The organism is Streptomyces sp. TG1A-8 (assembly GCF_030499535.1).
GTDB lineage: Bacteria > Actinomycetota > Actinomycetes > Streptomycetales > Streptomycetaceae > Streptomyces.
Genome location: NZ_JASTLB010000001.1, coordinates 3,651,731 through 3,676,603 on the forward strand (window position 1 = coordinate 3,651,731; position 24,873 = coordinate 3,676,603).

General features: G+C 72.8%; 22 protein-coding genes and 1 tRNA gene. 14 read left to right on the plus strand and 9 right to left on the minus strand.

Features of this window, described 5'->3' with window-relative positions; translation table 11 throughout:
- The 5 genes from QQY24_RS15850 (at position 1) to pknB (ending at position 7,315) form a co-directional block, all read left to right on the plus strand.
- Positions 1 to 519 carry an FHA domain-containing protein gene (locus QQY24_RS15850; protein WP_301973336.1) on the plus strand — a complete coding sequence of 173 codons (519 nt, stop codon included), beginning with the start codon at positions 1 to 3 and terminating at the stop codon, positions 517 to 519.
- 140 nt (positions 520 to 659) lie between these two features.
- Positions 660 to 2,198 carry a Stp1/IreP family PP2C-type Ser/Thr phosphatase gene (locus QQY24_RS15855; protein WP_301976263.1) on the plus strand — a complete coding sequence of 513 codons (1,539 nt, stop codon included), beginning with the start codon at positions 660 to 662 and terminating at the stop codon, positions 2,196 to 2,198.
- Positions 2,199 to 2,225: 27 nt separating this feature from the next.
- On the plus strand, positions 2,226 to 3,671 hold the full coding sequence (locus QQY24_RS15860) for an FtsW/RodA/SpoVE family cell cycle protein (protein ID WP_301973337.1): 1,446 nt from the start codon (positions 2,226 to 2,228) through the stop codon (positions 3,669 to 3,671).
- A complete protein-coding gene (locus tag QQY24_RS15865) occupies positions 3,668 to 5,143 on the plus strand; it encodes a penicillin-binding protein 2 (RefSeq protein ID WP_301973338.1) in 1,476 nt (491 codons plus the stop codon). Before QQY24_RS15860 ends, QQY24_RS15865 begins: the two co-directional genes overlap by 4 nt.
- 171 nt (positions 5,144 to 5,314) lie before the next feature.
- Positions 5,315 to 7,315: a Stk1 family PASTA domain-containing Ser/Thr kinase gene (pknB, locus tag QQY24_RS15870; protein WP_301973339.1), complete on the plus strand. Its 2,001-nt coding sequence runs from the start codon at positions 5,315 to 5,317 to the stop codon at positions 7,313 to 7,315.
- A 60-nt stretch (positions 7,316 to 7,375) separates the two neighbouring features.
- Here pknB and QQY24_RS15875 read toward each other — a convergent pair whose 3' ends face one another.
- The 5 genes from QQY24_RS15875 to QQY24_RS15895 all read right to left on the minus strand — a co-directional run bounded on the left by QQY24_RS15875 (position 7,376) and on the right by QQY24_RS15895 (position 11,015).
- A complete protein-coding gene (locus tag QQY24_RS15875) occupies positions 7,376 to 8,125 on the minus strand; it encodes a class E sortase (RefSeq protein WP_301973340.1) in 750 nt (249 codons plus the stop codon).
- 13 nt (positions 8,126 to 8,138) lie between these two features.
- Complete coding sequence (locus QQY24_RS15880) at positions 8,139 to 9,308, minus strand: class E sortase (RefSeq protein WP_301973341.1); 1,170 nt, start codon at positions 9,306 to 9,308, stop codon at positions 8,139 to 8,141.
- Entirely contained in the window at positions 9,305 to 9,943 is a 639-nt protein-coding gene (locus tag QQY24_RS15885; protein WP_301973342.1) for an aminodeoxychorismate/anthranilate synthase component II, read from the minus strand. The genes QQY24_RS15880 and QQY24_RS15885 overlap by 4 nt, the downstream gene beginning before the upstream one ends.
- Positions 9,940 to 10,137, minus strand: a complete 198-nt coding sequence (locus tag QQY24_RS15890) for a hypothetical protein (protein WP_301973343.1) — start codon at positions 10,135 to 10,137, stop codon at positions 9,940 to 9,942. The genes QQY24_RS15885 and QQY24_RS15890 overlap by 4 nt, the downstream gene beginning before the upstream one ends.
- Positions 10,138 to 10,229: 92 nt before the next feature.
- Entirely contained in the window at positions 10,230 to 11,015 is a 786-nt protein-coding gene (locus QQY24_RS15895) for a DUF881 domain-containing protein (protein WP_301973344.1), read from the minus strand.
- A gap of 140 nt (positions 11,016 to 11,155) precedes the next feature.
- On the opposite strand from QQY24_RS15895, the gene crgA reads away from it, so the two are divergent.
- On the plus strand, positions 11,156 to 11,410 hold the full coding sequence (gene crgA / locus QQY24_RS15900) for a cell division protein CrgA (protein WP_301973345.1): 255 nt from the start codon (positions 11,156 to 11,158) through the stop codon (positions 11,408 to 11,410).
- A 260-nt stretch (positions 11,411 to 11,670) separates the two neighbouring features.
- On the opposite strand, the gene QQY24_RS15905 is transcribed toward crgA, so the two are convergent.
- Positions 11,671 to 12,561 carry a rhomboid family intramembrane serine protease gene (locus QQY24_RS15905; protein WP_301973346.1) on the minus strand — a complete coding sequence of 297 codons (891 nt, stop codon included), beginning with the start codon at positions 12,559 to 12,561 and terminating at the stop codon, positions 11,671 to 11,673.
- A gap of 111 nt (positions 12,562 to 12,672) precedes the next feature.
- Positions 12,673 to 13,203, minus strand: coding sequence for a peptidylprolyl isomerase (locus tag QQY24_RS15910; protein ID WP_301973347.1), 531 nt, complete (start codon positions 13,201 to 13,203; stop codon positions 12,673 to 12,675).
- Between the two features lie 263 nt (positions 13,204 to 13,466).
- Between QQY24_RS15910 and QQY24_RS15915 the strand changes: the two genes are divergently transcribed.
- The 6 genes from QQY24_RS15915 to QQY24_RS15940 all read left to right on the plus strand — a co-directional run bounded on the left by QQY24_RS15915 (position 13,467) and on the right by QQY24_RS15940 (position 20,924).
- Positions 13,467 to 14,168: a DUF5324 family protein gene (locus tag QQY24_RS15915; protein WP_301973348.1), complete on the plus strand. Its 702-nt coding sequence runs from the start codon at positions 13,467 to 13,469 to the stop codon at positions 14,166 to 14,168.
- A 760-nt stretch (positions 14,169 to 14,928) separates the two neighbouring features.
- Positions 14,929 to 16,722, plus strand: a complete 1,794-nt coding sequence (locus tag QQY24_RS15920) for a serine/threonine protein kinase (RefSeq protein ID WP_301973349.1) — start codon at positions 14,929 to 14,931, stop codon at positions 16,720 to 16,722.
- A gap of 193 nt (positions 16,723 to 16,915) precedes the next feature.
- Positions 16,916 to 18,001, plus strand: coding sequence for a hypothetical protein (locus QQY24_RS15925; RefSeq protein ID WP_301973350.1), 1,086 nt, complete (start codon positions 16,916 to 16,918; stop codon positions 17,999 to 18,001).
- Positions 17,988 to 19,646: a polyprenyl synthetase family protein gene (locus QQY24_RS15930; RefSeq protein WP_301973351.1), complete on the plus strand. Its 1,659-nt coding sequence runs from the start codon at positions 17,988 to 17,990 to the stop codon at positions 19,644 to 19,646. Before QQY24_RS15925 ends, QQY24_RS15930 begins: the two co-directional genes overlap by 14 nt.
- Positions 19,643 to 20,353, plus strand: coding sequence for a hypothetical protein (locus QQY24_RS15935; protein WP_301973352.1), 711 nt, complete (start codon positions 19,643 to 19,645; stop codon positions 20,351 to 20,353). The genes QQY24_RS15930 and QQY24_RS15935 overlap by 4 nt, the downstream gene beginning before the upstream one ends.
- Before the next feature lie 100 nt (positions 20,354 to 20,453).
- Positions 20,454 to 20,924 (plus strand): hypothetical protein, encoded by a 471-nt coding sequence (locus tag QQY24_RS15940; protein WP_301973353.1) that lies wholly within the window; start codon positions 20,454 to 20,456, stop codon positions 20,922 to 20,924.
- 63 nt (positions 20,925 to 20,987) lie between these two features.
- Here the strand turns inward: QQY24_RS15940 and QQY24_RS15945 are convergent.
- Positions 20,988 to 21,060: transfer RNA gene (locus QQY24_RS15945), tRNA-Ala, on the minus strand.
- Between the two features lie 181 nt (positions 21,061 to 21,241).
- Between QQY24_RS15945 and QQY24_RS15950 the strand changes: the two genes are divergently transcribed.
- Together QQY24_RS15950 and QQY24_RS15955 are read left to right on the plus strand one after the other, a co-directional pair.
- Complete coding sequence (locus tag QQY24_RS15950; RefSeq protein ID WP_301973354.1) at positions 21,242 to 21,790, plus strand: helix-turn-helix transcriptional regulator; 549 nt, start codon at positions 21,242 to 21,244, stop codon at positions 21,788 to 21,790.
- A gap of 184 nt (positions 21,791 to 21,974) precedes the next feature.
- On the plus strand, positions 21,975 to 23,375 hold the full coding sequence (locus QQY24_RS15955) for a serine/threonine-protein kinase (RefSeq protein WP_301973355.1): 1,401 nt from the start codon (positions 21,975 to 21,977) through the stop codon (positions 23,373 to 23,375).
- On the opposite strand, the gene QQY24_RS15960 is transcribed toward QQY24_RS15955, so the two are convergent.
- On the minus strand, positions 23,339 to 24,655 hold the full coding sequence (locus QQY24_RS15960) for a hypothetical protein (RefSeq protein WP_367658000.1): 1,317 nt from the start codon (positions 24,653 to 24,655) through the stop codon (positions 23,339 to 23,341). The two genes, QQY24_RS15955 and QQY24_RS15960, sit on opposite strands and share 37 nt — an antisense overlap.
- Positions 24,656 to 24,873: the final 218 nt, after the last annotated feature.

Genomic DNA, 24,873 nt, shown 5'->3' on the forward strand with positions numbered 1-24,873 from the left:
ATGTCAGAGCTGACCCTCACGGTCATGCGGCTGGGTTTCCTGGCCGTACTGTGGCTGTTCGTGATCGTGGCCGTGCAGGTCATCCGGAGCGACCTGTTCGGAACGCGCGTCACCCAGCGGGGATCGCGTAGGGAGGCGGCGCGCCCGCAGCAGGCGGCCCGGCACCAGGCCGCGCCCCCGCCGCAGCGCGGCCAGCAGGGCGGTGGCGGCCGGCGCGGTCGCAACGCCCCCACCAAGCTCGTGGTGACCGAAGGCACCCTGACCGGCACCACGGTCGCGCTGCAGGGCCAGACCATCACCCTGGGCCGGGCGCACGACTCGACGATCGTGCTGGACGACGACTACGCCTCCAGTCGCCATGCCAGGATCTACCCGGACCAGGGCGGCCGGTGGATCGTCGAGGACCTCGGCTCCACCAACGGCACCTACCTGGACCGGTCCCGGCTGACGACTCCCACACCGATCCCGCTGGGCGCCCCGATCCGCATCGGCAAAACCGTCATCGAGCTGCGGAAGTAGTGCTACGTCATGAGTGAGCGCGAGCGGAGCGAGCACACAGCGGCGGACCGCACCCCGGTCTCCGGCGCGCTCCCGACCGGAGGGTGGGCAGTGTGGCTCGACACGACCGGCTGTACCCGGAGCCGACGGGCGAGGTGCGCATGAGTCTGTCACTGCGCTTTGCCGCCGGATCGCACAAGGGCATGATCCGTGAGGGCAACGAGGACTCCGGGTACGCCGGTCCGCGCCTGCTGGCCATCGCCGACGGCATGGGCGGGCAGGCGGCCGGCGAGGTCGCCTCCTCCGAGGTGATCTCCACCCTGGTCACGCTCGACGACGACGTGCCCGGCTCCGACATCCTCACCTCGCTGGGGCACGCGGTGCAGCGCGCCAACGACCAGCTGCGCGCCATGGTCGAGGAGGACCCCCAGCTGGAGGGCATGGGCACCACGCTCACCGCCCTGCTCTGGACCGGCCAGCGACTCGGCCTCGTCCACGTCGGCGACTCGCGCGCCTACCTGCTGCGCGACGGCGTGCTCACGCAGATCACCCAGGACCACACCTGGGTGCAGCGCCTGGTCGACGAGGGCCGCATCACCGAGGAGGAGGCCAGCACTCACCCGCAGCGCGCCCTGCTCATGCGCGCCCTGGGCAGCGGCGAGCACGTCGAACCCGACCTGTCCATCCGCGAGGTGCGGGCCGGCGACCGCTACCTGATCTGCTCCGACGGCCTGTCCGGCGTCGTCTCCCACCAGACGATGCAAGAGGCCCTCTCCAGCTACCAGGGCCCGCAGGAGACCGTGCAGGAGCTGATCCAGCTCGCGCTGCGCGGCGGCGGCCCCGACAACATCACGGTCATCGTCGCCGACGTCCTCGACCTGGACACCGGTGACACCCTCGCCGGGCAGCTGTCCGACACCCCGGTCGTGGTCGGTGCCGTCGCCGAGAACCAGCACCACCTGCACGACAACGGCATCATGCAGACCCCGGCCGGCCGCGCCTCCCACCTCGGCCGCGGCCAGGGGCGGGGCGGCGGCGAGTTCGGCCCGCCCGGCTCGGGCGACACCACCGGCTACATCCCCGCCGGCGGCTTCGGCGACTACGGCGACGACGACCTCACCAAGCCCCGCAAGAACCGCCGGTGGCTGAAGAGGTCCTGCTACGGCGTCCTCGCCCTCGCCGTCATCGGCGGCGGCCTGTACGGCGGTTACCGCTGGACGCAGACGCAGTACTACGTCGGTGCGAACGGCGAGCACGTGGCGCTGTACCGCGGCATCAGCCAGGACCTGGCCTGGGTGTCGCTGTCGAAGGTCGAGAAGGACCACCCCGAGATCGAACTCAAGTACCTGCCGCCCTACCAGCAGAAGCAGGTCAAGAACACGATCACCGCGGGTGGACTGCGGCAGGCCCGGACGAAGATCGACGCGCTGGCCGTGCAGGCGTCGGCGTGCAGGAAGCAGGCGGAGCGCGCCGCGGCCGACGAGCAGAACGCCAAGGCGGGCCTGGACAGGACGGGGGACACCGCGGGAACCACCCGCACCTCCCTCGCGTCCGAGGCGTCGCCGTCGCCGGACCCGTCGTCGACGTCCTCCGCCACGCCCCCGAAGTCCCCGTCCCCGTCCGCGACCGCCACTCCCCAGCCCGGCCCGAGCCTCTCCGAGGGTGAGCAGAAGGTCGTCGATCAGTGCGGCAAGCAGTAGGCACGCCGTGAGAGGCCCCGTCACGTCATGAGCAGTACTACGAACCCGCCGACGCACCACACGTCCACGATCGGCTCGATCGGCACGCCGAGCCGCCGCAACACCGAGCTGGCCCTGCTGATCTTCGCGGTGGCCATCCCGGTGTTCGCCTACGCCAACGTGGGCCTGGCCCTCAACGACCAGGTACCCGCCGGGCTGCTGAGCTACGGCCTGGGCCTCGGCCTGCTGGCCGGCGTCGCCCACCTCGTCGTACGGAAGTTCGCCCCGTACGCGGACCCGCTGCTGCTGCCGCTCGCCACCCTGCTCAACGGGCTCGGCCTGGTCGCCATCTGGCGGCTGGACCAGTCCAAGCTGCTGCAGAGCCTCGGCGTCGCCGGCGGCAAGGCGACCAACCAGCTGATCTACACCGCGCTGGGCATCGCGCTGTTCGTCGCCGCGCTGATCTTCCTCAAGGACCACCGCACCCTGCAGCGCTACACGTACATCTCCATGGCGGCGGCGCTGTTCCTGCTGCTGCTGCCACTGGTGCCGGGACTCGGCGCCAACGTGTACGGCGCCAAGATCTGGATCCAGATCGGCAGCTTCACCATCCAGCCCGGCGAGTTCGCCAAGATCGTGCTGGCGGTGTTCTTCGCCGGCTACCTGATGGTCAAGCGGGACGCGCTGGCCCTGGCCAGCCGCCGCTTCATGGGGCTGTACCTGCCGCGCGGCCGGGACCTCGGCCCGATCCTCGTCGTCTGGGCGATCTCGATCCTGATCCTCGTCTTCGAGACCGACCTGGGCACCTCGCTGCTCTTCTTCGGCATGTTCGTGATCATGCTGTACGTCGCCACCGAGCGGACCAGCTGGATCGTGTTCGGCCTGCTGATGTCCGCGGTCGGCGCCGTCGGCGTGGCCAGCTTCGAGCCGCACATCCAGACCCGTGTGCAGGCCTGGCTCGACCCGCTGCGCGAGTACAAGCTCAGCCGCTCCGGCTCCAGCGACGGCATCCTGCACTCCGAGCAGGCCATGCAGGCCCTGTGGGCGTTCGGCTCCGGCGGCACCCTCGGCACCGGCTGGGGCCAGGGCCACTCCGAGCTGATCCGGTTCGCCGCCAACTCCGACTTCATCCTCGCCACCTTCGGCGAGGAGCTGGGCCTCGCCGGCATCATGGCGATCCTGCTGATCTACGGCCTGATCGCGGAGCGCGGCGTGCGCACCGCCCTCGCCGCCCGCGACCCGTTCGGCAAGCTGCTCGCCATCGGCCTGTCCGGTGCCTTCGCCCTCCAGGTCTTCGTCGTCGCCGGCGGTGTGATGGGCCTCATCCCGCTGACCGGCATGACGATGCCGTTCCTGGCGTACGGCGGTTCCTCCGTGATCGCCAACTGGGCGCTCATCGGCATCCTGGTCCGCATCAGCGACACCGCCCGCCGCCCGGCGCCCGCTCCCGCCGCCAACCCCGACGCCGAGATGACCCAGGTAGTGCGCCCGTGAACAAGCCCCTGCGCCGCATCGCGATCTTCTGTGGACTCCTCGTCCTGGCCCTGCTGATCCGTGACAACTGGCTCCAGTACGTCAAGGCCGACGAACTGCGCACCGACACCGACAACCGCCGTGTCGCCATCGAGCGGTACGCGAACCCGCGCGGCGACATCATCGTCGACGGCGACCCCATAACCGGTTCCGTCGAGTCCAAGAGCGGCGACTTCAAGTACAAGCGCACCTACAAGAACGGGCCCATGTGGGCCCCGGTCACCGGTTACTCCTCCCAGGCCTTCGACGGCAGCCAGCTGGAGAAGATCGAGGACGGCATCCTCACCGGCAACGACGACCGGCTCTTCTTCCGCAACACGCTCGACATGATCACGGGCAAGCAGAAGGAGGGCGGCAACGTCGTCACCACGCTCAACGCCGCCGCGCAGAAGGCCGCCTACGACGGCCTGAAGGCGCAGGGCGGCAAGGGCGCCGTGGTCGCCCTCGACCCGTCCACCGGCAAGATCCTCGCGCTGGCCTCCTACCCGTCGTACGACCCCTCGTCCTTCGCGGGCAACTCCGACTCGGACGCCAAGGCCTGGAACAAGCTCCAGAAGAAGAACAGCCCGTCGGACCCGATGCTGAACCGGGCGCTGCGCGAGACCTACCCGCCGGGCTCCACCTTCAAGGTGGTCACGGCGGCGGCCGCGCTGGAGAACGGGCTGTACACCAACGCGGACACTCCGACCGGTTCACCGGATCCGTGGATCATGCCCGGCACGACGAAGCCGCTGGAGAACGAGGGACACATCTACTGCAAGAACGTCACCATGCGGGAAGCACTGCGTATCTCCTGCAATTCCGTCTTCGGCAAGATCGGCGCCGACCTCGGCAACGACAAGATGCTGGCCGAGGCGAAGAAGTTCGGCTTCGACTCCGAGCAGTTCACCCCGGTCCGCTCCAACGCGTCGGTGTTCTCCGACAACATGAACCAGTCGCAGACCGCGCTGTCCTCCATCGGCCAGTTCAACACCGCCGCCACCCCGCTGCAGATGGCCATGGTCGCCTCCGCGGTCGCCAACGACGGCAAGCTGATGAAGCCGTACATGGTCGACGAGCTGCAGTCCTCCAACCTCGACCCGATCACCAAGACCGAGCCGGAGGAGCTGAGCCGGCCGCTGTCGCCGAAGAACGCGCAGATCCTGCAGTCGATGATGGAGACGGTCGTCAAGAAGGGCACGGGCACGAACGCCCAGATCCCCGGGGTCACCGTCGGCGGCAAGACCGGTACCGCCCAGCACGGCGTGGAGAACAGCGAGAACCCGTACGCGTGGTTCATCTCCTTCGCCAAGCTCGCCGACGGCAGTTCGCCCGTCGCCGTGGCCGTGGTGGTCGAGGACGACAACGCCAACCGCAATGACATCTCCGGCGGCGGCCTGGCCGCACCGATCGCGAAGAACGTCATGAAGGCGGTCGTCGACTCCAAGAAGTGACTCCGCTCACGTCCCCTTCACATCGCCGCACGTTGCGATACCGGTCCTGTATCGGGTTCCGGGCTTGGCCAGGTCACACAGAACGAGCCGGGTACGGTAGGCCCGGACGGCAGCCTCCGGCCGCACACAGACGTGGCGGCCGGGACCGACGGAGAGGGCTGGTAGGTAGCTATGGAAGAGCCGCGTCGCCTCGGCGGCCGGTACGAGCTGGGCCACGTGCTCGGCCGTGGTGGCATGGCGGAGGTGTACCTCGCGCACGACACCCGCCTGGGCCGCACCGTGGCGGTGAAGACGCTGCGCGCCGACCTGGCGCGTGACCCTTCCTTCCAGGCCCGGTTCCGCCGGGAGGCCCAGTCGGCCGCCTCGCTCAACCACCCCGCGATCGTCGCGGTCTACGACACGGGCGAGGACTACATCGACGGGGTCTCCATCCCGTACATCGTGATGGAGTACGTCGACGGCTCGACCTTGCGCGAGCTGCTGCACTCCGGCCGCAAGCTGCTGCCCGAGCGCGCGATGGAGATGACCATCGGCATCCTCCAGGGCCTGGAGTACGCCCACCGCAGCGGCATCGTCCACCGCGACATCAAGCCGGCCAACGTCATGCTGACCCGCAACGGCCAGGTCAAGGTGATGGACTTCGGCATCGCCCGCGCCATGGGCGACGCGGGCATGACGATGACGCAGACCGCCGCGGTGATCGGCACCGCCCAGTACCTGTCGCCGGAGCAGGCCAAGGGCGAGCAGGTCGACGCGCGTTCGGACCTGTATTCGACGGGTTGCCTCCTCTACGAACTGCTGACGGTACGGCCGCCCTTCGTGGGCGACTCCCCCGTGGCCGTGGCCTACCAGCACGTCCGCGAAGAGCCCCAGGCGCCGAGCGTCTTCGACCCCGAGATCACCCCCGAGATGGACGCCATCGTCCTGAAGGCACTGGTCAAGGACCCCAACTACCGCTACCAGTCGGCCGACGAGATGCGCGCCGACATCGAGGCCTGCCTCGACGGCCAGCCGGTGGCGGCCACGGCCGCGATGGGCGCGGTCGGCTACGGCGGCTACCCCGACGAACAGCCGACGACGGCCCTGCGCTCGGACGCGGGCGCGGGCGCGACGAGCATGCTCCCGCCGATGAACCCGGACGACGGCGGCTACGGCTACGACGAACGCCCCGACCGGCGCCGGCAGCCGAAGAAGAACAACACCTCCACGATCCTCCTCGTGGTCGCCGGCGTCCTCGTCCTGATCGGCGCGATCCTCATCGGCAAGTACGCCGTCGGCGGCGGAGGCGGGGGCGACGACTCGGTGTCCGTGCCGAACTTCGTCGGCCAGACCGAGAGCGCGGCCAGGAAGAGGGCCGAGAACGTCAGCCTGAAGGTGACCACGTCCAGCAAGCCGTGCGACGACCAGCCGCAGGGCCAGGTCTGCTCCCAGAACCCGGACAGGGGCACCAAGGTCGACAAGGACTCGACCGTCAACCTGGTGATCTCGACGGGCGCCCCGAAGGTCACCGTGCCGGACGTGCGCGGCATCCAGTACGACCAGGCCGAGTCCCAGCTGAAGGACAAGGGCTTCGAGGTCGAGAAGAAGACCCAGGTCTCGTCCCAGACGCCCGGCGTGGTCATCACCCAGGACCCGCAGGGCGGCACGGACAAGGAGAAGGGCACCACGATCACGCTCACGGTCGCCAAGGCCGAGGAGAAGATCTCCGTCCCCGACGTCACCGGCAAGTCCTGTGACGACGCCAAGGCCGAACTGCAGGCCAAGGGCCTGGTCCCGACCTGCACCGAGGTGAACGTCACCGACCCCGCGCAGAACGGCAAGGCCGTCTCGACCAACCCGGCGGCGGGCCAGCAGGTCGTCAAGAACACCCCGGTGACGGTCAACGTGGGCAAGGCCCAGGAGCAGCAGCAGGAGCAGACCCAGGTTCCGCAGGTCCAGAGCCACCGGCTCAAGGAGGTCAAGGGGATGCTCCAGGAGGCGGGGCTGCAGGTCGGCAACGTCCAGGGGTCCCAGGACGACAACGCCATCGTCCTGACCTCGAACCCGTCTCCGGGCAGCACCGTGGACAAGGGCACGGCGGTCAACCTGTTCACCGTCGACCAGGGCGGGAACGGCAACGGAGGCAACGGCGGCAACGGCGGCACCAACTTCTTCGGCGGTACCGACGGCTGACCCGGCGCACACCACACGGGCGGGCCCCCGCCGGCGGTTGCCGGCGGGGGCCCGCCCGTGTCAGCGCAGTTCCTCCGGCGGGGTCCGCTCGCCGTCCACCCTGTCGACCCGGACCAGCTCGCCCCACACCACGTACCGGTACCGGCTCGTGTACACCGGCGTGCACGTCGTCAGGGTGATGTAGTGGCCCGGCTTCCTCCGCCCGGACTCCCTGGGGACCGGGGAGAGGACCTTGACGTTGTACTTCGAGGTCTCCGGGAGGATCGAGTACACCTTGTAGACGTACCAGTCGTCCTTCGTCTCGAAGACGATCGGGTCGCCCTTCCTGAGCCTGTCGATGTTGTGGAACTTGGCGCCGTGGCCGTCCCGGTGGGCGGCGAGGGCGAAGTTGCCGTCCTTGCCGGTCATGGGGAGCGCGGCCTTGACCGGGTCGGTGTAGTAGCCGGCGACGCCGTCGTCGAGGACGCCGGTGCCGGTGCCCTTCTCGACCAGGACCTCGCCGTTGTCCATCGCCGGCACGTGCAGGAAGCCGATGCCGTCCTTGGTGTCCAGGGCGCCGGGGCCCGAGGCCGGGGCCTGGGCCCAGTGGTCGCGGACCCGGTCGGCCCGCCGGTCCGCCTTGCGGTCCGCTATGACGTTGGTCCACCACAGGGAGTAGACGACGAACAGGCCCAGCACCAGGCCCGCCGTGATGAGGAGCTCGCCGAAGACGCTGACCGCGAGCGCGATCCGGCCGGGGGTGCGGCGGGGGGCGGGCGCCGCGCCGGGCGCGTCCGTGGGCTCTTCGGTGTCGTCGGCGGTCGCTGCCACAGTTCTCCAGCCCCTACTCGATGAGCGCGTCCGGCTTGCCCTTGCTGCGCGGGCGTTCCTCGACCATCTTGCCCCAGACGATCAGCCGGTACTTGCTGGTGAACTCCGGCGTGCAGGTGGTGAGGGTGATGTAGCGGCCCGGCCGGGTGAAGCCCGAGCCCCTGGGGACGGGGTCCAGCACACTGGTGTTGGACGGGGGGGTGACCGGCAGCGTCGAGGTCACCTTGTACACGAAGTAGGTGTCCTGCGTCTCGACCACGATCGGGTCGCCGGGCCTGAGCCTGTTGATGTACCGGAAGGGCTCGCCGTGCGTGTTGCGGTGCGCGGCGAGCCCGAAGTTCCCGGTCGCGGCGTCCGGCATCGCCGTCTTCAGCGGGGCCTGGCCGTAGTGCCCGACCATGCCCTTGTCGAGCACCTTCTTGTTGCTGACGCCCTCGGCGATCGGGGCGACCACGTCCAGCCCGGGGATGTGCAGGATGGCGAAGCCCTGCCCCGGCTCGAACACGCCGGGGTCGCGCCTGCCGCTGGCCCAGTCGTCCTGCAGCTGGTGGGCCTCGCTGCCCGCCTGGGCGTGCGCGCGCACGTTCGTCCACCACAGCTGGTAGGTCACGAACAGCAGCATCAGCACGCCGGTGGTGATGAACACCTCGCCGATCACCCGGCTCGCGATCACGGCGGGCCCCGGCTTGTCCAGCCGGGCCCGCCGCCGGGCCTCGACCCGGGAGAGGGGCCGCTGCGGCCCGGTCCGGTCCGGATCCGCCGGCCGCGCCGGACCCGCCGGCCGCGCCGGACCCGCCGGCGCCCGGGTGCCCCCACGACGCCCGCCACGCCGCTTGGCGGCCTTTCTGCGGGCCGCACGGCCACCCGGTGGAATTCCCGTGGGGGAGGGGGGCGGCGAAGCCCCAGGGGTCGGCAGGGGTCCGCCGCCCCGGCCCGCCCGCGGATCGACGATCCGCAGCGCCATCGTCTCGTCGTCGGCGGGCGGCAGAGGGCCCGCCCGGTCGTCCACGGGGGCCATCCGGACCGTCCGGTCGTCCACAGGAGGCGTCCGGACCCCCCGGTCGTCCACCACGGGCAGCGGCACCGTCCCCGGGTCGGGCGCGTCCGCGTACGGCCCGGGACCGCGGGACCCGCGCGGTGTGCCGCCGTGCGCGTCCTCGCGCTCGGGGCGCAGCGCGGTCACGCCGTGGCCCTGCCCACCACCGGGGCGAGCCCCGCCGACCTCGCCACGGCGTCCTGGTCACCGCACTCCGCCAGCCAGTTGGCCAGCATCCGGTGCCCGTGCTCGGTCAGCACCGACTCGGGATGGAACTGCACGCCCTCGACCGGGAGTTCACGGTGGCGCAGGCCCATGACGATCCCGTCCCGGGTGCGGGCCGTGACCTCCAGCTCCGCCGGGACGGTGGCCGGCTCGGCGGCCAGGGAGTGGTAGCGGGTCGCGGTGAACGGCGAGGGCAGCCCGGCGAACACACCCGTGCCCCGGTGCTCCACCGGGGAGGTCTTGCCGTGCAGCAGCTCGGGCGCCCGGCCGACCACACCGCCGTACGCCACCTGCATCGACTGCATGCCGAGGCACACGCCGAACACCGGTACGCCGGTCGAGGCGCAGTGCCGGACCATGTCCACGCACACGCCCGCCTCCTCCGGCGTGCCCGGACCGGGCGAGAGCAGCACGCCGTCGAAACCGTCCTGGGCATGTGCCGTCGACACCTCGTCGTTGCGCCGCACCTCGCACTCGGCGCCGAGCTGGTAGAGGTACTGGACGAGGTTGAACACGAAGCTGTCGTAGTTGTCGACGACGAGAATGCGCGCACTCACTGGTTGTCCACCGTCACATCGTTGAAGGGCAGCAGCGGCTCGGCCCAGGGGAAGACGTACTGGAAGAGGACGTAGACCACGGCCAGGACCAGGACGAGCGAGACGAGCGCCTTCGCCCACGCGTTGCCCGGCAGATGTCGCCAGATCCAGCCGTACATGCCGTCCCTTCCGTTCCACCACGGCACCTGACTCACGCCGTACAGCACCAGACTAACGGCGCGCGGTCCCCGGCCGGCCGGCCTTCGCCGATGCGCACCGGCGGTTCGCGGGCGGGCGCCCCGCCCGTCTACCGCACCGGTTCCGCGTACTGGAGATCCACGGTGCCCGTGTAGCCGGGCAGCGTCACGGTCCCGTCCTGGGTGACCTTCCAGCCCAGGCCGTAGACGTTGACGTAGACCATGTACGTCTGGATCGCCCGGCTCGCGGCGAGCGCCCGCTGGAGCCTGTCCGGGTCGCCGACCGCGGTGATCCTGTAGGGCGGCGAGTAGACACGGCCCTGCAGGATCAGCGTGTTGCCGACGCAGCGCACCGCGCTGGTGGAGATCAGCCGCTGGTCCATGACCTTGATGCCCTGGGCGCCGCCCTGCCACAGGGCGTTGACCACGGCCTGCAGGTCCTGCTGGTGGATGACCAGGTAGTCGGGCTGCGGCTCGGGGTAGCCGGGGAGCTTGGCGGTGGCGTTCGGCGGGGCGTCGTTGAGGGTGACGGTGACGGCCCGGCCCGTGAGCCTTTCGGTGCCCGCGCTCTTCTCCAGCCCGCTGAGCCTGCGGTCCTCGGCGCCGGTGCTCTCGTCGTCGCCCTCGGCGAGCGATTCGACGGTGTCGCGCAGGGCCGCGTTGGACTCGTCCAGCCCCTTGTTCTTGCGGCTGCGCTCCTGGATCAGGTCGGACAGCTTCAGCAGGGAGGCGTCCTGGCGGATGTCGGTGCCCTTGGCGGTGTCGAAGCTGGTGAAGAAGATCAGCCCGGCGAGGGCGAAGACGGCGGCGGTGAGGACCCGCACCGGACGGAAACGCGGCCGGCGGGGGCCGGACCCCGTTGATCCCGTCCCGGGGGAGTCGGCAGAATTGCTCAACGTACCCTTATCTCCTTCGGCGCCACGGAAGCACTACGCTAACGGACGCCCGGGGGAGCGCTCAGTGTCCCCTTGTACGCTGCCCGAGCCCGACCCAGTTACCTGCGCGGCCACGCAGCGCATCGACAGGAGAGACCCTCGTGCCGAAGTCACGTATCCGCAAGAAGGCCGACTACACGCCGCCGCCCGCCAAGCAGGCGCAGGCCATCAAGCTCACCAACCGCGCGTGGGTCGCGCCGGTGATGCTGGCCCTGTTCCTCATCGGCCTGGCCTGGATCGTCGTCTTCTACGTGACCGACGGTTCCCTGCCCGTCGACAGCCTGGGCAACTGGAACATCGTGGTCGGCTTCGGCTTCATCGCGGCCGGGTTCGGCGTCTCCACGCAGTGGAAGTAGCCCGGTCCACAACGGTTCGGCCCACGGTTGCACGCTGAGTTATCCACAGCTTCGACTCATTGTCCACATCCCCCTGGGGAAAAGGCTTCGATCTGTGGATAACCCATCGCCGGTTGACGCCGGTGTGACTGGCACGCCCCCGTCACACGCGCGTTCGAACTCCGTACGACCTGCGGAAACGCACCCGGGCGGAGTGCGGCCCAGGAAAACCCGCACGGTGCGCACAAGATCCGGCACGGACTGTGGACAACGATCCGGTGTCAGCCGAGCTGCGCGGTCCTGACCAGCGTCAGGACCACCACCACGGCCAGGACGAGCGCACAGGTCCCGTACTGCACCAGCGCCCGCCTGCGCCGCGGGGCGTGCACCATGGCGTACCCGGTGAGGACACCGGCGACGAGACCGCCGATGTGGGCTTCCCAGGCGATGCCGTTCATCCCGAAGGTGAAGATCAGGTTGATCACCAGCAGGGCGATCACCGGGCGCATGTCGTAGTTGAGCCGGCGCATCAGGACGGCGGTCGCGCCGAACAGGCCGAAGATCGCCCCGGAGGCGCCCAGCGAGGGCTGGTTGGGCGCGGCGATCAGATAGCTGAGCGCGCTGCCGGCCAGGCCCGAGACGGCGTACAGGGCGAGGTAGCGGGCGCGGCCGAGCGCGGCCTCCAGGGGACCGCCGATCCACCACAGGCTGAGCATGTTGAACAGGATGTGGACGTAGCCGCCGTGCAGGAACATCGCGGTGAGCAGGCGGTAGTACTGGCCCTCGGCGATCCCCTGCACCCCGGTGAGGTAGGGGGTGTAGGACTGGCCGATCAGCTCGAGGCGGTTGGTGAAGCGGTCGCCCAGGGACAGCTGCACCAGGAACAGGGCGAGGTTGACGCCGATCAGCAGCTTCGTGACCAGCCTCGGGTCCGCCGTCACCGCGCCCCCGGCGACCGTGCGCGGGCGGGCCGCCCCCGGTGCCGGGCCGTCCTGGCCGGAGCCGCCGCGGACGCAGTCGGGGCACTGGAAGCCGACCGAGGCGCTGACCATGCACTGGGGGCAGATCGGACGTTCGCAGCGGGTGCAGCGCACGCCGCTCTCGCGGTCCGGATGGCGGTAGCACACGGGCAGGCTCCGGGCGTCCTGCGCGCTGCCTGTGGCCTGGTCCATGCGATCCCCTTGCTCGTCGTGGGGCTGTCCCCGGGACTGCCCCGCCCCGCTCCTCCATACGGACGAGCGGGGCGTTTGGTTCCCTGCGGGAGGCCGTCGGAGCGGTGGCCCTCAGCCCTGGCGCCGCTCGACGACGACCGACTCGATGACGACGTCCTGCACCGGGCGGTCGTTGCCGCCGGTGGGGAGCGCGGCGATGGCGTCGACGACCTTCTGGCCGGCCTTGTCGCTGACCTCTCCGAAGATGGTGTGCTTGCGGTTGAGCCAGGTGGTCGGCGAGACGGTGATGAAGAACTGCGAGCCGTTGGTGCCCGGACCGGCGTTGGCCATGGCGAGCAGGTACGGCTTGCCGAAGTTCAGGTCGGGGTGGAACTCGTCCGGGAAGTCGTAGCCGGGGCCGCCGATGCCGGTGCCGAGCGGGTCGCCGCCCTGGATCATGAAGCCGCTGATGACCCGGTGGAAGACCGTGCCGTCGTAGAGCCGGTCCCTGGTGAGTTCACCGGTGCCCGGGTGCTTCCACTCACGCTCGCCCTGGGCGAGTTCGACGAAGTTCTTGACCGTGACCGGCGCGTGGTGCGGGAACAGCCGGATCTCGATGTCGCCGTGGTTGGTCTTCAGGGTGGCGTAGAGCTGCTCGGCCACGATCCGCCTTCCGTCGTCTCCGTGTGACCCCCCGATCCTCGCACGGTCCCCGGCGGGAGGCGGACCGCCGGTGGCGTCCCCGGCCCGGCGGGAAGCGCGCGGCGGCGATTCGTGGCAGTGTCGGCGAAAGCTCCGGTTGACCGGAATCTCTCCGTTCAGCACCCGTATGCCCGCCCGCGCATGCCGGGGGGGCCGTCGGCAGGCATGATCCGTTAATGGGTGGAAAGTCGAAATACCGTACGCCACCGAGGAGGAGGAAACCCGTGACCCGCATCGACAGCGTGCGCGCCGCGACCGGCCCGGCGAAGGACAGCGTGCTGCACGCCGCGGAAGTGGTGGCGCCCTACGCCGACACGGCCAAGGAGCGTGCCGCACACTACGCGCAGGAGGCACGCGTACGGCTGGCTCCCGTGGTGTCGCAGGCCGCCGAACAGGCCCGCGTGCAGTACGACGCCCGGCTCGCCCCGCGTCTGGAGCAGGTTCGCGCGCAGGTGCCGCCGAAGGTGGACCTGGTCGCGCAGGAGGCCGCCGTCCGTACCCGCAAGGCCGCCCGGCAGGCCGCCGAGTACTCGCGTCCGAAGATCGAGCAGGCGGTGGCCGCCGCCGCTCCGGTGGCCGACGAGGCCGCCGCGCGCGGCGCCGCCGCCCTGGCCGCGCTGCGCGGCCAGGTCTCGGCGCGGGACATCCAGAAGCTGGCCCGGAAGAACGCGCGGCGTTCCCGGACCGGCCGTGCCGTGAGGACGCTGACGCTGCTGACCCTGGTGGCGGGCGGCGCCTTCGCGGCCTGGAAGTGGTGGGACAAGCAGGCCAACCCCGACTGGCTGGTCGAGCCGTCCGCCGCGACGGAGGCGCCCGAGTCCGGCCCGCTCAGTTCGGTGGACGGCACCGGGCCCTCGGTCCTGGACCCGGAGATCCAGGCGAAGCAGGGGGAGGAGGGGTCCACCGGCCCCGACGACCAGGTGTGAGACGGGGGCACCCTCCGGTGCCGGGCAGCGGGCCGTGGGGCGGACGATCGCGGATCGTCCGCCCCACGGCCGGTTCCGGCGCCCCGCTGCGTCGTCCGGTCGAGGCGCCGGCCGGGGCAGGGGCAGGGGCTCCGGCCCGCGGCGAAGTCCTCGTCGTCTTCGCGGTCCGCCCGCCGGTGACCGTCCCCGCGTCCCCCGGGGGCCGCCGAAGCCTGCGGTGACGGGGCGTCCTGGCACGGATCGCTCCGCCCCGCGGGCCGCGGGGCGCGCGAGGCCGGACCCCGCGGGACGGTGGCGCGGGACGGAGCGCGGGACGCCGGCCGGCGCGGTCGGATCGTTGCGCGGGCAAACGGCGGACGCCGGGCCGTCATCCGCGTCCGTGGCCGGCCCGCGCCCGCGGGCGGTGTGCCGCCGTTCACCCGCCCCGGAACACGGGACCGGTCCTGCGCCCCCGGTTCGAGTGAAGCCGGGGCATGCGAGCGCACGCGGATGCGGAGCGCGGCGGCCGCACGCCCCGTTGAAGGCGCCGCCGGTGTCCGCGGCCGTCCGTCACGGCCCCCGGCCGCCGTCCCCGGCCGTCCCTCCCTCGTGCGGGTGGAGCGCCCGGTGCGCTGCCCCTCGCGCTGCCGGTCCGGCCGGTATGCAAGGGGGTGTTCACGACGGCTCGGAAGGAGACGGACATGCGCGGGACGAGGCCGTGGCGGAGCGGGGCGGCGGAGGCCGCCGGGACCCCACCGCGACGGGGCCGGACGGTGGCGGCGTGACGGCGCGGGCGGCGGCGCGCAGGCGGGCGGAGCCCGCCTCCCCGGGCGGGGGCGAACGGCTGGTCACCGTGGCGGGGAACGGCACCGCCGGGTGCGCCGGGGACGGCCGGCCGGCGCCGGAGGGGCAGCTGGCCTTCCCCGCGGACGTGGCCGTGGGGGGCGGGTCGGTGTTCATCGCCGACCATGCCAACCACCGGGTCCGCCGGATCGACGGTTCCGGCGTGCTGACGACGGTCGCCGGGGACGGGCTGCGGGGCTTCGCCGGGGACGGCTCGGAGGCGGTGCGGGCCCGCCTGGGCTTCCCGTCCGCCCTCGCGGTCGACGCGGACGGGGGCGTGTTCATCGCCGACGAGATGAACCACCGGGTCCGCCGGATCGACCCCTCGGGCGTCATCGGCACGGTCGCGGGGGACGGCTCGCGCGGCGGCGACGGCGACGGCGGTCCCGCCGGCCGTGCCCGGCTGGACGCCCCGTGCGCCCTGGCCGTGGACGGCGCCGGAACCCTGTACGTCGGCGAGGCGGGCGGCTCCAGGGTGCGCCGGATCGACGGCGACGGAGTCATCAGCACGGTCGTCGCGGCGTCCGGACGGTCCACGGACCCGGGCACGGCCGACGCCGGCGCGGCGTTCCTGCCCGCGGGCCTGGCGACCGACGGGGCGGGGCGGCTGTACATCGCCGACCCGGTGGGCCGCCGGGTGCTGCTGCTGGACACGGACGGCACGCTTGGGGTGCAGGCGGGTCCGCCGGACGGGAGTGACTGCGCCACGACGGTCGACTGGGGCGCCCCGTGCGCGGTGGCCCTGGACGCCGAGGGGGCCCTCCACGTCGCCGACATGACCGGGCACCGCGTGTGGAGGCTGGCCGGCGGACCGGCCCGGGTCGTCGCCGGACCGGAGCCGGCGGCCGGGGCCGGCGGGGTGGGTGCGGCGGCCGGGGCCGGTGCCGCGGCGGACCCCGGGGCCGGTGATCCGCTCGCCTATCCGTGCGGTCTCGCCGTCGACCCCGCCGGGCGGCTGCTCGTCGCGGACAACTTCCACCACCGCATCGCGGCACTGCCCCTGGCCGCGCCCCCTTCCCCGGCCGCCGGGCCGGAGCCGGAACCTGGGCCGGGACCTGGGACGGAGCCGGGGCCTGGGACGGAGCCGGGGCCTGGGCCGGAACCTGGGCCGGAGCCGGAGACGGGGACAGAGCCGGGACCCGAACGGCAAGCCGAACCTGGACCGGAGCCAGGACCGGGCCCAGAGCCGGGACCCGAAGGGCAGGCCGGGCCGGAGCCGGAAGCCCCGCGGGAAACGGGACCCGTGCCCGGCCGCGGGCCCGGCACCACCCAGGGCGGCGGGGAGGGGGACGGAGCCACCGCCCCGGCCGCACGGCTGCTGGTGCGCCAGGAGGTCGGGGTGGAGGTCCCGCGCAGCGGCAGCGAGCTGCTGCACGTACGGGTCTCGTCCACCGACGCCTGGGCTCCCGGACGCGTCGAGCACCGCTTCACCGCTCCGACGGGCCTCGTCTTCGACGGCCGGGCGACGTGCGCGTACTACCGCGTCGACGGCTCCGTGATCGCCGCCCCGGAGCCGGCGGCAGCGGTGGGCGAGGGGGGCAGGTCGTTGTCCGTGACGGACGAACCCCGTCTGAACACCCCCGGCAACCCGGCGGCGGCCCTGGTCTACACCCTCGGTGTCCGGGCCCTGCCGGATGCCGGTCCCGGCCGGTACACCGACGGGCGAGCGGTGATCGCGGGACAGCCGGGAACGCGCCTGAGGGCGAGTGTCCTCGGGGACGAGGAGGACTAGGCGGGACAACAGCGCGGGGCCGGTGGCGGACCGGCGCGGGAGCGCGGACCGTCCGCGGCGCGCCGGCCACCGCACACCGTTCTTCGCAGCTTCAAGCTCCGAGTACGGAAGTAAACGTTTCTGTGTTCCCTGGTCACCCGTCCGAACGTTACTGCATGTGACAAGTCGACAACTTTGGGTTAGCGTTCGAAATGTGTCCACGCCAACCCTCCCGAGGCTCGGGCCTCCCGGCCCCTTCCCGCGTGCCCCGCTCACCCATCCGCTGGACCGCAAGTGGCTGCACTACGCGTTCCTCTCCCGGTGCGGCCGGCAGGCCCTGATCGCCAACCTGTCCGTCCTGGGATCCTCCGCCGGCGCGGTCCTCGCGGACCCGGGCGCGCCGGTCACCGGGCGGCGCAGCGGCACCGGCACGGCGGCCGAGGGACAGCACATGGCGATCCTCCTCGTCTACAAGGAGGGGGACGGCTGGAGTTCGACGCAGTTCAACGCCGATCAGCCCGAAGTGCCCTGGTCGGCGTTCCGCTTGCCGCATCCGCGGGGCGAGGCCGGCGCATTCCGGGTGGCGGCCCGGTCGGGGGCGCCGGCGGTCGACGTGCGGCTGACCCGGACCGGAAACCCCTGCACCTCGCAGTGCGCGCCCTTCGGCGAGGACGAGTACCTGCGGTGGCAGTCGGAGCCCGGCGTCCTGGGCGGGGGCACCCTGCGGCACGGCGACGGCACGGCCACGGACACGGACCTGCTGGGTTACCACGAGCGGGTGCGCGGCCGGTGGTCCTGGCCCACGCTGGGCGGCTGGGTGTTCGGGTTCGTCAACGACCCCTCCGGCCCCGTAGGGACCGCCCCGCCCTCGGCGGTGGTCTTCACCCTGATCCAGCCCGCGCGCCCGGCGGACGCGGCCAACGGTTCGGTGATGCTGTGGCGCGACGGGCGCATGATCCGTCACTTCCCGCGCCGCACCCTGCGGGTCGCGGTCGACGGCAGCCTGGACCGCGACCGGGTGGCGATGGTGCCACCGCTGGCGGACGTGCTGGGCACCCCGCCGATGGCCGCGGTCCCGGGCCGGCTGCTGATCACCGCCCGGCTCGGCGACGACCGGCTCGTCCTCGACTTCGCCTCGCGCACGGCGGGCCGGATCGCCAACCCGTCCGAGACGAGCCTGCACCCGTTCAGCGTGCACGAGACCCTCGGCCCGTGCACGGTGGAGGGCCGGGTCGGCGGGCGCCGCATCGGCTTCCGCACCACGGGCATCGTGGAGTTCGCGGGCGGTGCCCGTGACTGAGACCGTGCCCGCGTTCACGGGTGCCCGGCTGCTGGACGAGACCGTCGCCGCCCTGTCCGACCGGGCGCCGGCCATCCTCGCCACCGCCGCCGACCAGCTGCGCGGCATCCGGCTCGGCCTGCACTTCAACGACGGCAGTCACGCCACGCTCACGGCGCGGCACAGCCGTGTCGTCGTGCACCGGGACCGCTGCCGGGATCCCGACGTCGAGGTCGCCTTCGACAACCGCGCGATGAACCTGCTGTTCGACCTCCAGCACCCGCCCGTCGGCCAGGTCCTGCCCGACAGCCTGGACGTCCGCGGCTCCCAGGAGGACGTCCTCGCCGTGTGGCGGGCCTTCGCGCTGCTGTCCCAGCGCGCGGCGGGCCTGCGCAGCGTGCAGGAGCTCTGGGGCGCCTACCGCGAACAGGCTCCCCGGCTGTGGGGCGGTGCGGCACCGTCCGTCCGGGAACCGGCCGGCGAGCCGGTGGACTGGACGGCGCTGGACTTCCTCGCCCGGCGCTCCCCCGAGGACGCGCCCGCCCCGCCCGCACTGGTCGGCGACACCACCGTCCAGGCCCCGCGCCTGCTGTGGGACGGCCGCACCAGCACCAGTTGGTCGCTGGAGGATCCCGTCCGCGACGCGGACCTGATGGAGACCATGCGCCGGTGCCGGACCCGCACCAACGAGGAGATCGAACGGCTGCTGCCGGACCGCGAGCCGCGCGCCGAGCTGTACGACCTCATGCGTTCCTACCCCGCCCGGCAGGGCAAGGGCCTGCGGCCCACCCTGACCATCGCGGCCTGCGCCGCCTTCGGCGGGCGCCCCGACGACGCCGTGCGCGCCGCCGCCGCGCTGGAGCTGTTCCACAACGGCTTCCTCGTCCACGACGACATCGCCGACGAGTCCACCCACCGGCGCGGCCTGCCCACCATGCACGAGGAACACGGCCCGGGCCTGGCCGTCAACGTCGGCGACGGGCTGAACCTGCTCGCCGTCGACGCCGTCCTGTCCAACCTGGAGACCCTCGGCCTGGCCCGCACCCTCGGCCTCATCCACGAGACGATGCACATGTGCCGGGAGTCCATCGAGGGCCAGGCCATGGAGCTGGGCTGGATCCGCCACGACGTCGTCCCCGAAGGCGACGACGCCTACTTCATGATGAGCACCAAGAAGACCGGCTGGTACACCTGCATCAGCCCGTGCCGCATCGGCGCCGTCTGCGCCGGCGTCACCGACCCGGCCGTACTGGGCCGGTTCGACGAGGCGTTCCGCCTGATCGGCATCGCCTTCCAGATCCAGGACGACATCCTGAACCTGGTGGGCGAGGAGGCCCTCTACGGCAAGGAACCCCTCGGCGACCTGCTCGAAGGCAAGCGCACGGTGATGCTGATCCACCTCTTCCGCACCGCGTACGCCCACGAGCGGGCGCGCCTCCTGGAGATCCTGCGCCGGCGCCGTACCGACAAGACCCAGCAGCACGCCGAGGAGCTGCTCGCCGCCATGCGGCGGCACGGCTCCATCGAATACGCCACCGACCTCGCCGACCGGCTCGCCGCCGAGGGGATCGCGCGCTTCGAAGACGACCTGCGCGTCATCCCCGAGAACGAAGGCAAAGCCGTCCTGAGGCAGACCGCCCACTACGTCACCTCAAGGCCACTGTGACCACCACCGCACCACCGCCGACCGATCCCACCGCCACCGACCCGCTGACGCCGACCGACCACCGGGCCTTCGCCTTCCTCGGCCAGGTCAACGGCTGCCTGCGCCAGTGCCTGTGCACCCTGGCCCGGCACGGCGTGGCCCTGCGCCTGCGCGAGCCCGCGCGCGCCCGCCTCCTGCTCGACACGGTCCGGCCCTGGCCCCTCTACAAGGGCGGCCAGTTCCTCTTCGACCTCATGGAGTGGGAGGACCTCATGGTCGACGGCGACCCCCCGCCCCTGATGCCCGGCGAACGGATCGCCGCCGCCTGCGTGCTGCCCGTGCAGTGGCTCGCCGCCGCCACCGCGGAGGAGCCCGCCGCGACGAGCCTGCTCCCCGGCCAGCGCACCGCCGCCGCCCTGGACCTGCCCGTGCGCCTGCTGGCCATCACCGCCCGCGCCGCCCTCCAGGGCGCCGCGCAGGACCTCACCGACCTGCTCGGCGCCCCCGCTCCCCGGGACGGGGCGGGCACGGACGCCGGACAGGGCACCGCCCCGGGCGCCGACGCCGAGGCCGGGGGCCCCGACGACGAACCGCCTCCCCTGGAGGCGGGGTTCTACCTCTACGAGGACATCGTCCTCGGCGCCCTCGTCGTCCTCGGCCCGCTCCTGGCCGGCCACGCGCCCGCCGCCACCGAGCCCCCCGCCCAGGCCCCTCCGGGCCCGTCCTAAGAGGTCCGTCCCGATCCGGACTGCCTCCGGGCGAGCCCGCCCCAAGCCCGCCACCGGCGCATCCGCCCGCGCGGACACCCCCGCCCAGAGAAGGGAAACCATGGCCACGCAGACCCAGGCCCCCGTCGAACCGGGATCCGAGAAGAAGCTGTACCTCCTCCAGCAGGGCATCGTCGAGGACGCACCCGGCGGAGTGCCCGCCCACCTCAGCTTCGGTGCGCTGAGCACCGTCCCGGAGCCGGTGAACCCCGGCGACATCACCTTCACCCTCAAGGCCCCCACGGGCTTCGCGTTCACCGGCTGGCTCTCCTGGGCCTACCACGACGTCAGCACGCTCCAGGCGAAGGGCAACCTGAAGACCACCCAGGGCGAGCTGTCCGACGGAGGCCGCAAGCTGACCTTCACCCACAACCCGCACCTGTCCACCAACCAGGAGTGCCTGGGCTACGCGGCCCAGGTCACCGCCGTCGACGGCGCGACGCCGGGCCGCTACACCGACGGAGAGCTCCGCGTGGGCACCGCCAACCCCGTCAAACTCAAGGGACGCGTGCTCGATCCCGACGAGGACTGATCCCCACCGGGCGAAAAAGACCCCTCCGGCCGCGTTTTCGCAGGCCGGAGGGGTCTTGGTGTGTGGAGCCTAGGGGAGTCGAACCCCTGACATCCGCCATGCAAAGACGGCGCTCTACCAACTGAGCTAAGGCCCCGGAACCACGGCACCGGCCGGAAGAACCGCGTACCGGTGCGTGCCGCAGACCAGAGTACCGGGTCATCCCCCGTATCCCGCAAAAAGAGGGGACTCCCCGTCGATGACCACGCTCCGTAAGATGCTCGGCGTGGTTCGCTACCGCGAACCGCGGTATTCAGGGGAAGCGATGGGGAGACGCAATGGACGCCGCACAGCAGGAAGCCACCGCGAGAGCGCGGGAGCTGCAGCGGAACTGGTACGGGGAGCCGTTGGGGGCGCTCTTCCGTAAGCTCATCGAGGATCTCGGGCTCAACCAGGCCCGTCTCGCGGCGGTGCTGGGGCTGTCCGCCCCGATGCTGTCGCAGCTGATGAGCGGCCAGCGGGCGAAGATCGGCAATCCCGCGGTGGTCCAGCGGGTGCAACTGCTGCAGGAGCTGGCGGCACAGGTGGCGGACGGCAGTGTCAGCGCGGCCGAGGCGACCGAGCGCATGGACGAGATCAAGAAGTCCCAGGGAGGCTCGGTGCTCAGCAACACCACGCACACGACGCTCGGTTCGGGCGCGCCCACCGTCAAGCGGGTCGTGCGCGAGATCCAGTCGCTGCTGCGCTCGGTGGCCGCCGCGGGCGACATCATCGACGCCGCCGACTCCCTCGCCCCGAGCCACCCCGAACTGGCCGAGTTCCTGCGCGTCTACGGTGCCGGACGCACCGCCGACGCGGTCGCGCACTACCAGTCCCACCAGAACTGACCCCGCGGGCCGGTTCCCGGAGGGGGTCCGGGAACCGGACCGGGGGCGCCGTGTCCGTCGTCAGCGGTGTCCGTCGTCAGCGGTATCCCCCGTCGTCGGGGGGAAAGCACGTCATGGGGGAAGCAAGGGGAGCAGGGCCCCCGGCTGGGCCGGGGGACCCGAGGGGGAGGGGTGTCGGACGGGCATGGGTGAGGTCTTCGCCGGCCGGTACGAGCTGGCCGATCCGATCGGACGGGGCGGGGTGGGCGCCGTCTGGCGCGCCTGGGACCACCGCCGGCGGCGTTATGTGGCCGCCAAGGTGCTCCAGCAGCGCGACGCCCACTCGCTCCTGCGCTTCGTACGGGAGCAGGCCCTGCGCATCGACCACCCCCACGTCCTCGCCCCGGCCAGCTGGGCCGCGGACGACGACCAGGTCCTGTTCACCATGGACCTGGTGGCGGGCGGCTCGCTGGTGCGCCTGGTCAACGACTACGGGCCCCTGCCCCCGGTGTTCGTGTGCACCCTGCTCGACCAGTTGCTGTCCGGCCTGGCCGCGGTGCACGGGGAGGGCGTCGTGCACCGGGACGTCAAGCCCGCCAACGTGCTGCTCGAAGCGACCGGGACGGGGCGGCCCCGGCTGCGGCTGTCCGACTTCGGCATCGCCATGCGCCTCGGTGAGGCCCGCCTGACGGAGACCGACCTCGTGGTCGGCACGCCCGGCTACCTGGCGCCCGAGCAGATGATGGGCGCCGAACCCGGCTTCTCCGCCGACCTGTTCGCCGTCGGACTGACGACCCTGTACCTGCTCCAGGGCGCCAGGCCCGACACCAAGGCACTCGTGCAGCACTTCCTGGAACACGGCACCCCCGGTCCGCCCACGGGCGTTCCGGCCCCCCTGTGGCAGGTGGTCGCCACTTTGCTCCAGCCCGACCCGCAGGCCCGGTTCCGCACCGCCACGGGAGCGCGCAAGGCGCTCGCCGCCGCGACGGAGCTGCTGCCGGAACCGGGTCCCGACGACGAACCGATCGAGATCTTCGACCAACTCGGCCCGCTGCCCCCCGGCTTCGGCCCTCAGGGCCCCCTCAGGGCGGCCCCCGGGGTGCGGAGGCAGCCGGATCCGGGAACGGCTCCCCGCCGGGACGGCGGTGAGGGCGCGGGAGCCGCCGCGTCCGTCCTCGCGCGCGCGTCCGGCGCGTGGCCGGGCGAGGGCGGCGGCAACCGGCCCGGGGTGCGGGACGCCGGTGCCTCCCCGGGGCCCGGTGCCGAAGCCGCCGTGCTCTGCGGCCCCCACCCGGGCAGCGGGCCGGAGCCGCCGGTGCCCTCCGTGCCGGAGGACACCGGGAGCTTCCGCCCGCCGCCCCCGCGGGCCGGCCCGCCCGCGCCCGGGCCCGGGTCCACCGCTTCGTACACCGCTCAGGACGCCTCGTACCCCGCGCGGGATCAGCCGGCCCCTCCCGCCCGCGCCGCGCGGCCGCCCGCCGTCCACGGCCGTCGGGCCCGGCGGGCGCGCCGGCGTCCCGGCCCCCCGGCCACGGCGGTGGTCCCGGTCCTGCTGCTGGCGCTCCTCTGCTACGCCGTGGGCTTCTGGGCGTTGGCCCGGCTCTGAGCGCTGCCGCGGGCGTGGGCGCGCCGGGCCGCCAGGGTCCACCCGCCCAGCGCCAGCAGCAGCGCGGTCCCGGCGCCGATGCCGCCCGCCGCGAGCGCCCGCATCGCGGTGTCCCCGCCCCCGGTGCCCCCGGTGCCGCCGGCCCGGGCCGCCCGCCGGTCCTGTTCCGAGACCGTGAAGACGCCGTCCGGCACGGACCGTCCGGCGTACCCGGGCCCGCCGTGCGCCCGCCCGTCGACCCGCACGTGCAGCGTCACCCGGAAGGGACCCGGTCCGAAGGTGCCGGTCATCTGCTCGCTGAGGTGCACGACCAGGTAGTAGTCGCCCGCGAAGCGCACGGAGTTCACCGCGCCGGGGACGGCGTACCGGTTGGCGTACTCCACCGGCGGCAGCGGGGCGAGCGCGAGGGGCCTCCGGATGCCGGTGTAGCCGAGGGAGGCGGTGTCCACCTGGCCGCGGACGGGGTTGTAGAGCGACAGGTTCAGGGCGCCGCCGACATAGCCGTGACCGGCCGGTGGGCCGTCCAGTTCCGCGGTGGCGTGCAGTCGGCGGCCCCAGTCGACCGGCACCCGGTAGAAGAGGGTCCGGCCGGGGGCGATGCCGGTGCGCCAGACCCCCTGGCCCAGCGGGCGGGCGTCGGTGAACCCGGCGCCGCCCGTCCGGTCGCGGGGCTCGCCGGCCAGGGGCCCGGGCGTGGCGGAGTCCCAGGGGTGCGGTGCGGTGGTGGCGCCGGCCGCCACCGGGCGGGGTTCCGTGACGGGAGCGATCTCCAGGCCCCAGGGCCGCGCCGGGGCCGCCGCACCGGATCCCCCGGCTCCCCCGGAGTCGTCGCCGCCCGAGCCGTGGGAGCCGAGGCGTTCGACGAGGACGTAGTACGTGCCCGCCCCCTGGCACAGGGCCCTGCCGGTCTCCCGCCGGCCGAGGGCCGTGACGGGCCGGGGGCTCAGGCCCGCGCCGAAGGTGGCGGAGGCGTAGGAGCAGGAGGTGCCCCCGGCGTCCTGGACCGACACGCGGATGCCGTCGGTGGCGGAGACGGTGGCACCCGCCGGGGGCACGGCGGTGACCGGGACGTACGCCGTGGCCGGGGCGGCGAGGTCGAGGCGGTAGTAGAGCCTGCCGCCGCCCGGCAGGGTGCTGCGGTAGGAGCGGCCGGCCTCCAGCGCCGCGGCGCCGGCGGTGCCGGTCGCGCCCGCCACGGTCCGGGCGTCCGGGGCGAACGCGTACGCCTCCCGCCCGGCCCCGGCGGCGGCGGTCGCCGCCCCGCCCGGGAGCGCCGTCACGACGCCCAGCGCGGCAGCCGCCGCGGCGGACCGGAGGGCGACCGCGGCGGACCGCGGGCGGAGGCTCCCACCGGCGGGCCGTGTGCCCCGGCCGGCGTCCGCGGCCCCCGGGCCGGTGCCCCCCGGCCGGTCACCCCGTCGCCACCACGCCGTGCGCCCTCGCCACCCCCGCACGTGCCACCCCTGTCGCTCCGCGAACCGCGTTCCTGACCGTGGCC

What these genes read in the sequence shown, in the direction of transcription:
- QQY24_RS15850 (WP_301973336.1), top strand. Translation starts at nt 1, where the DNA reads ATGTCAGAGCTGACCCTCACGGTCATGCGGCTGGGTTTCCTGGCCGTA.
- QQY24_RS15855 (WP_301976263.1), top strand. Translation starts at nt 660, where the DNA reads ATGAGTCTGTCACTGCGCTTTGCCGCCGGATCGCACAAGGGCATGATC.
- QQY24_RS15860 (WP_301973337.1), top strand. Translation starts at nt 2,226, where the DNA reads ATGAGCAGTACTACGAACCCGCCGACGCACCACACGTCCACGATCGGC.
- pknB (WP_301973339.1), top strand. Translation starts at nt 5,315, where the DNA reads ATGGAAGAGCCGCGTCGCCTCGGCGGCCGGTACGAGCTGGGCCACGTG.
- QQY24_RS15905 (WP_301973346.1), bottom strand. Translation starts at nt 12,561, where the DNA reads ATGGACCAGGCCACAGGCAGCGCGCAGGACGCCCGGAGCCTGCCCGTG.
- QQY24_RS15940 (WP_301973353.1), top strand. Translation starts at nt 20,454, where the DNA reads ATGGCCACGCAGACCCAGGCCCCCGTCGAACCGGGATCCGAGAAGAAG.
- QQY24_RS15950 (WP_301973354.1), top strand. Translation starts at nt 21,242, where the DNA reads ATGGACGCCGCACAGCAGGAAGCCACCGCGAGAGCGCGGGAGCTGCAG.
- QQY24_RS15955 (WP_301973355.1), top strand. Translation starts at nt 21,975, where the DNA reads ATGGGTGAGGTCTTCGCCGGCCGGTACGAGCTGGCCGATCCGATCGGA.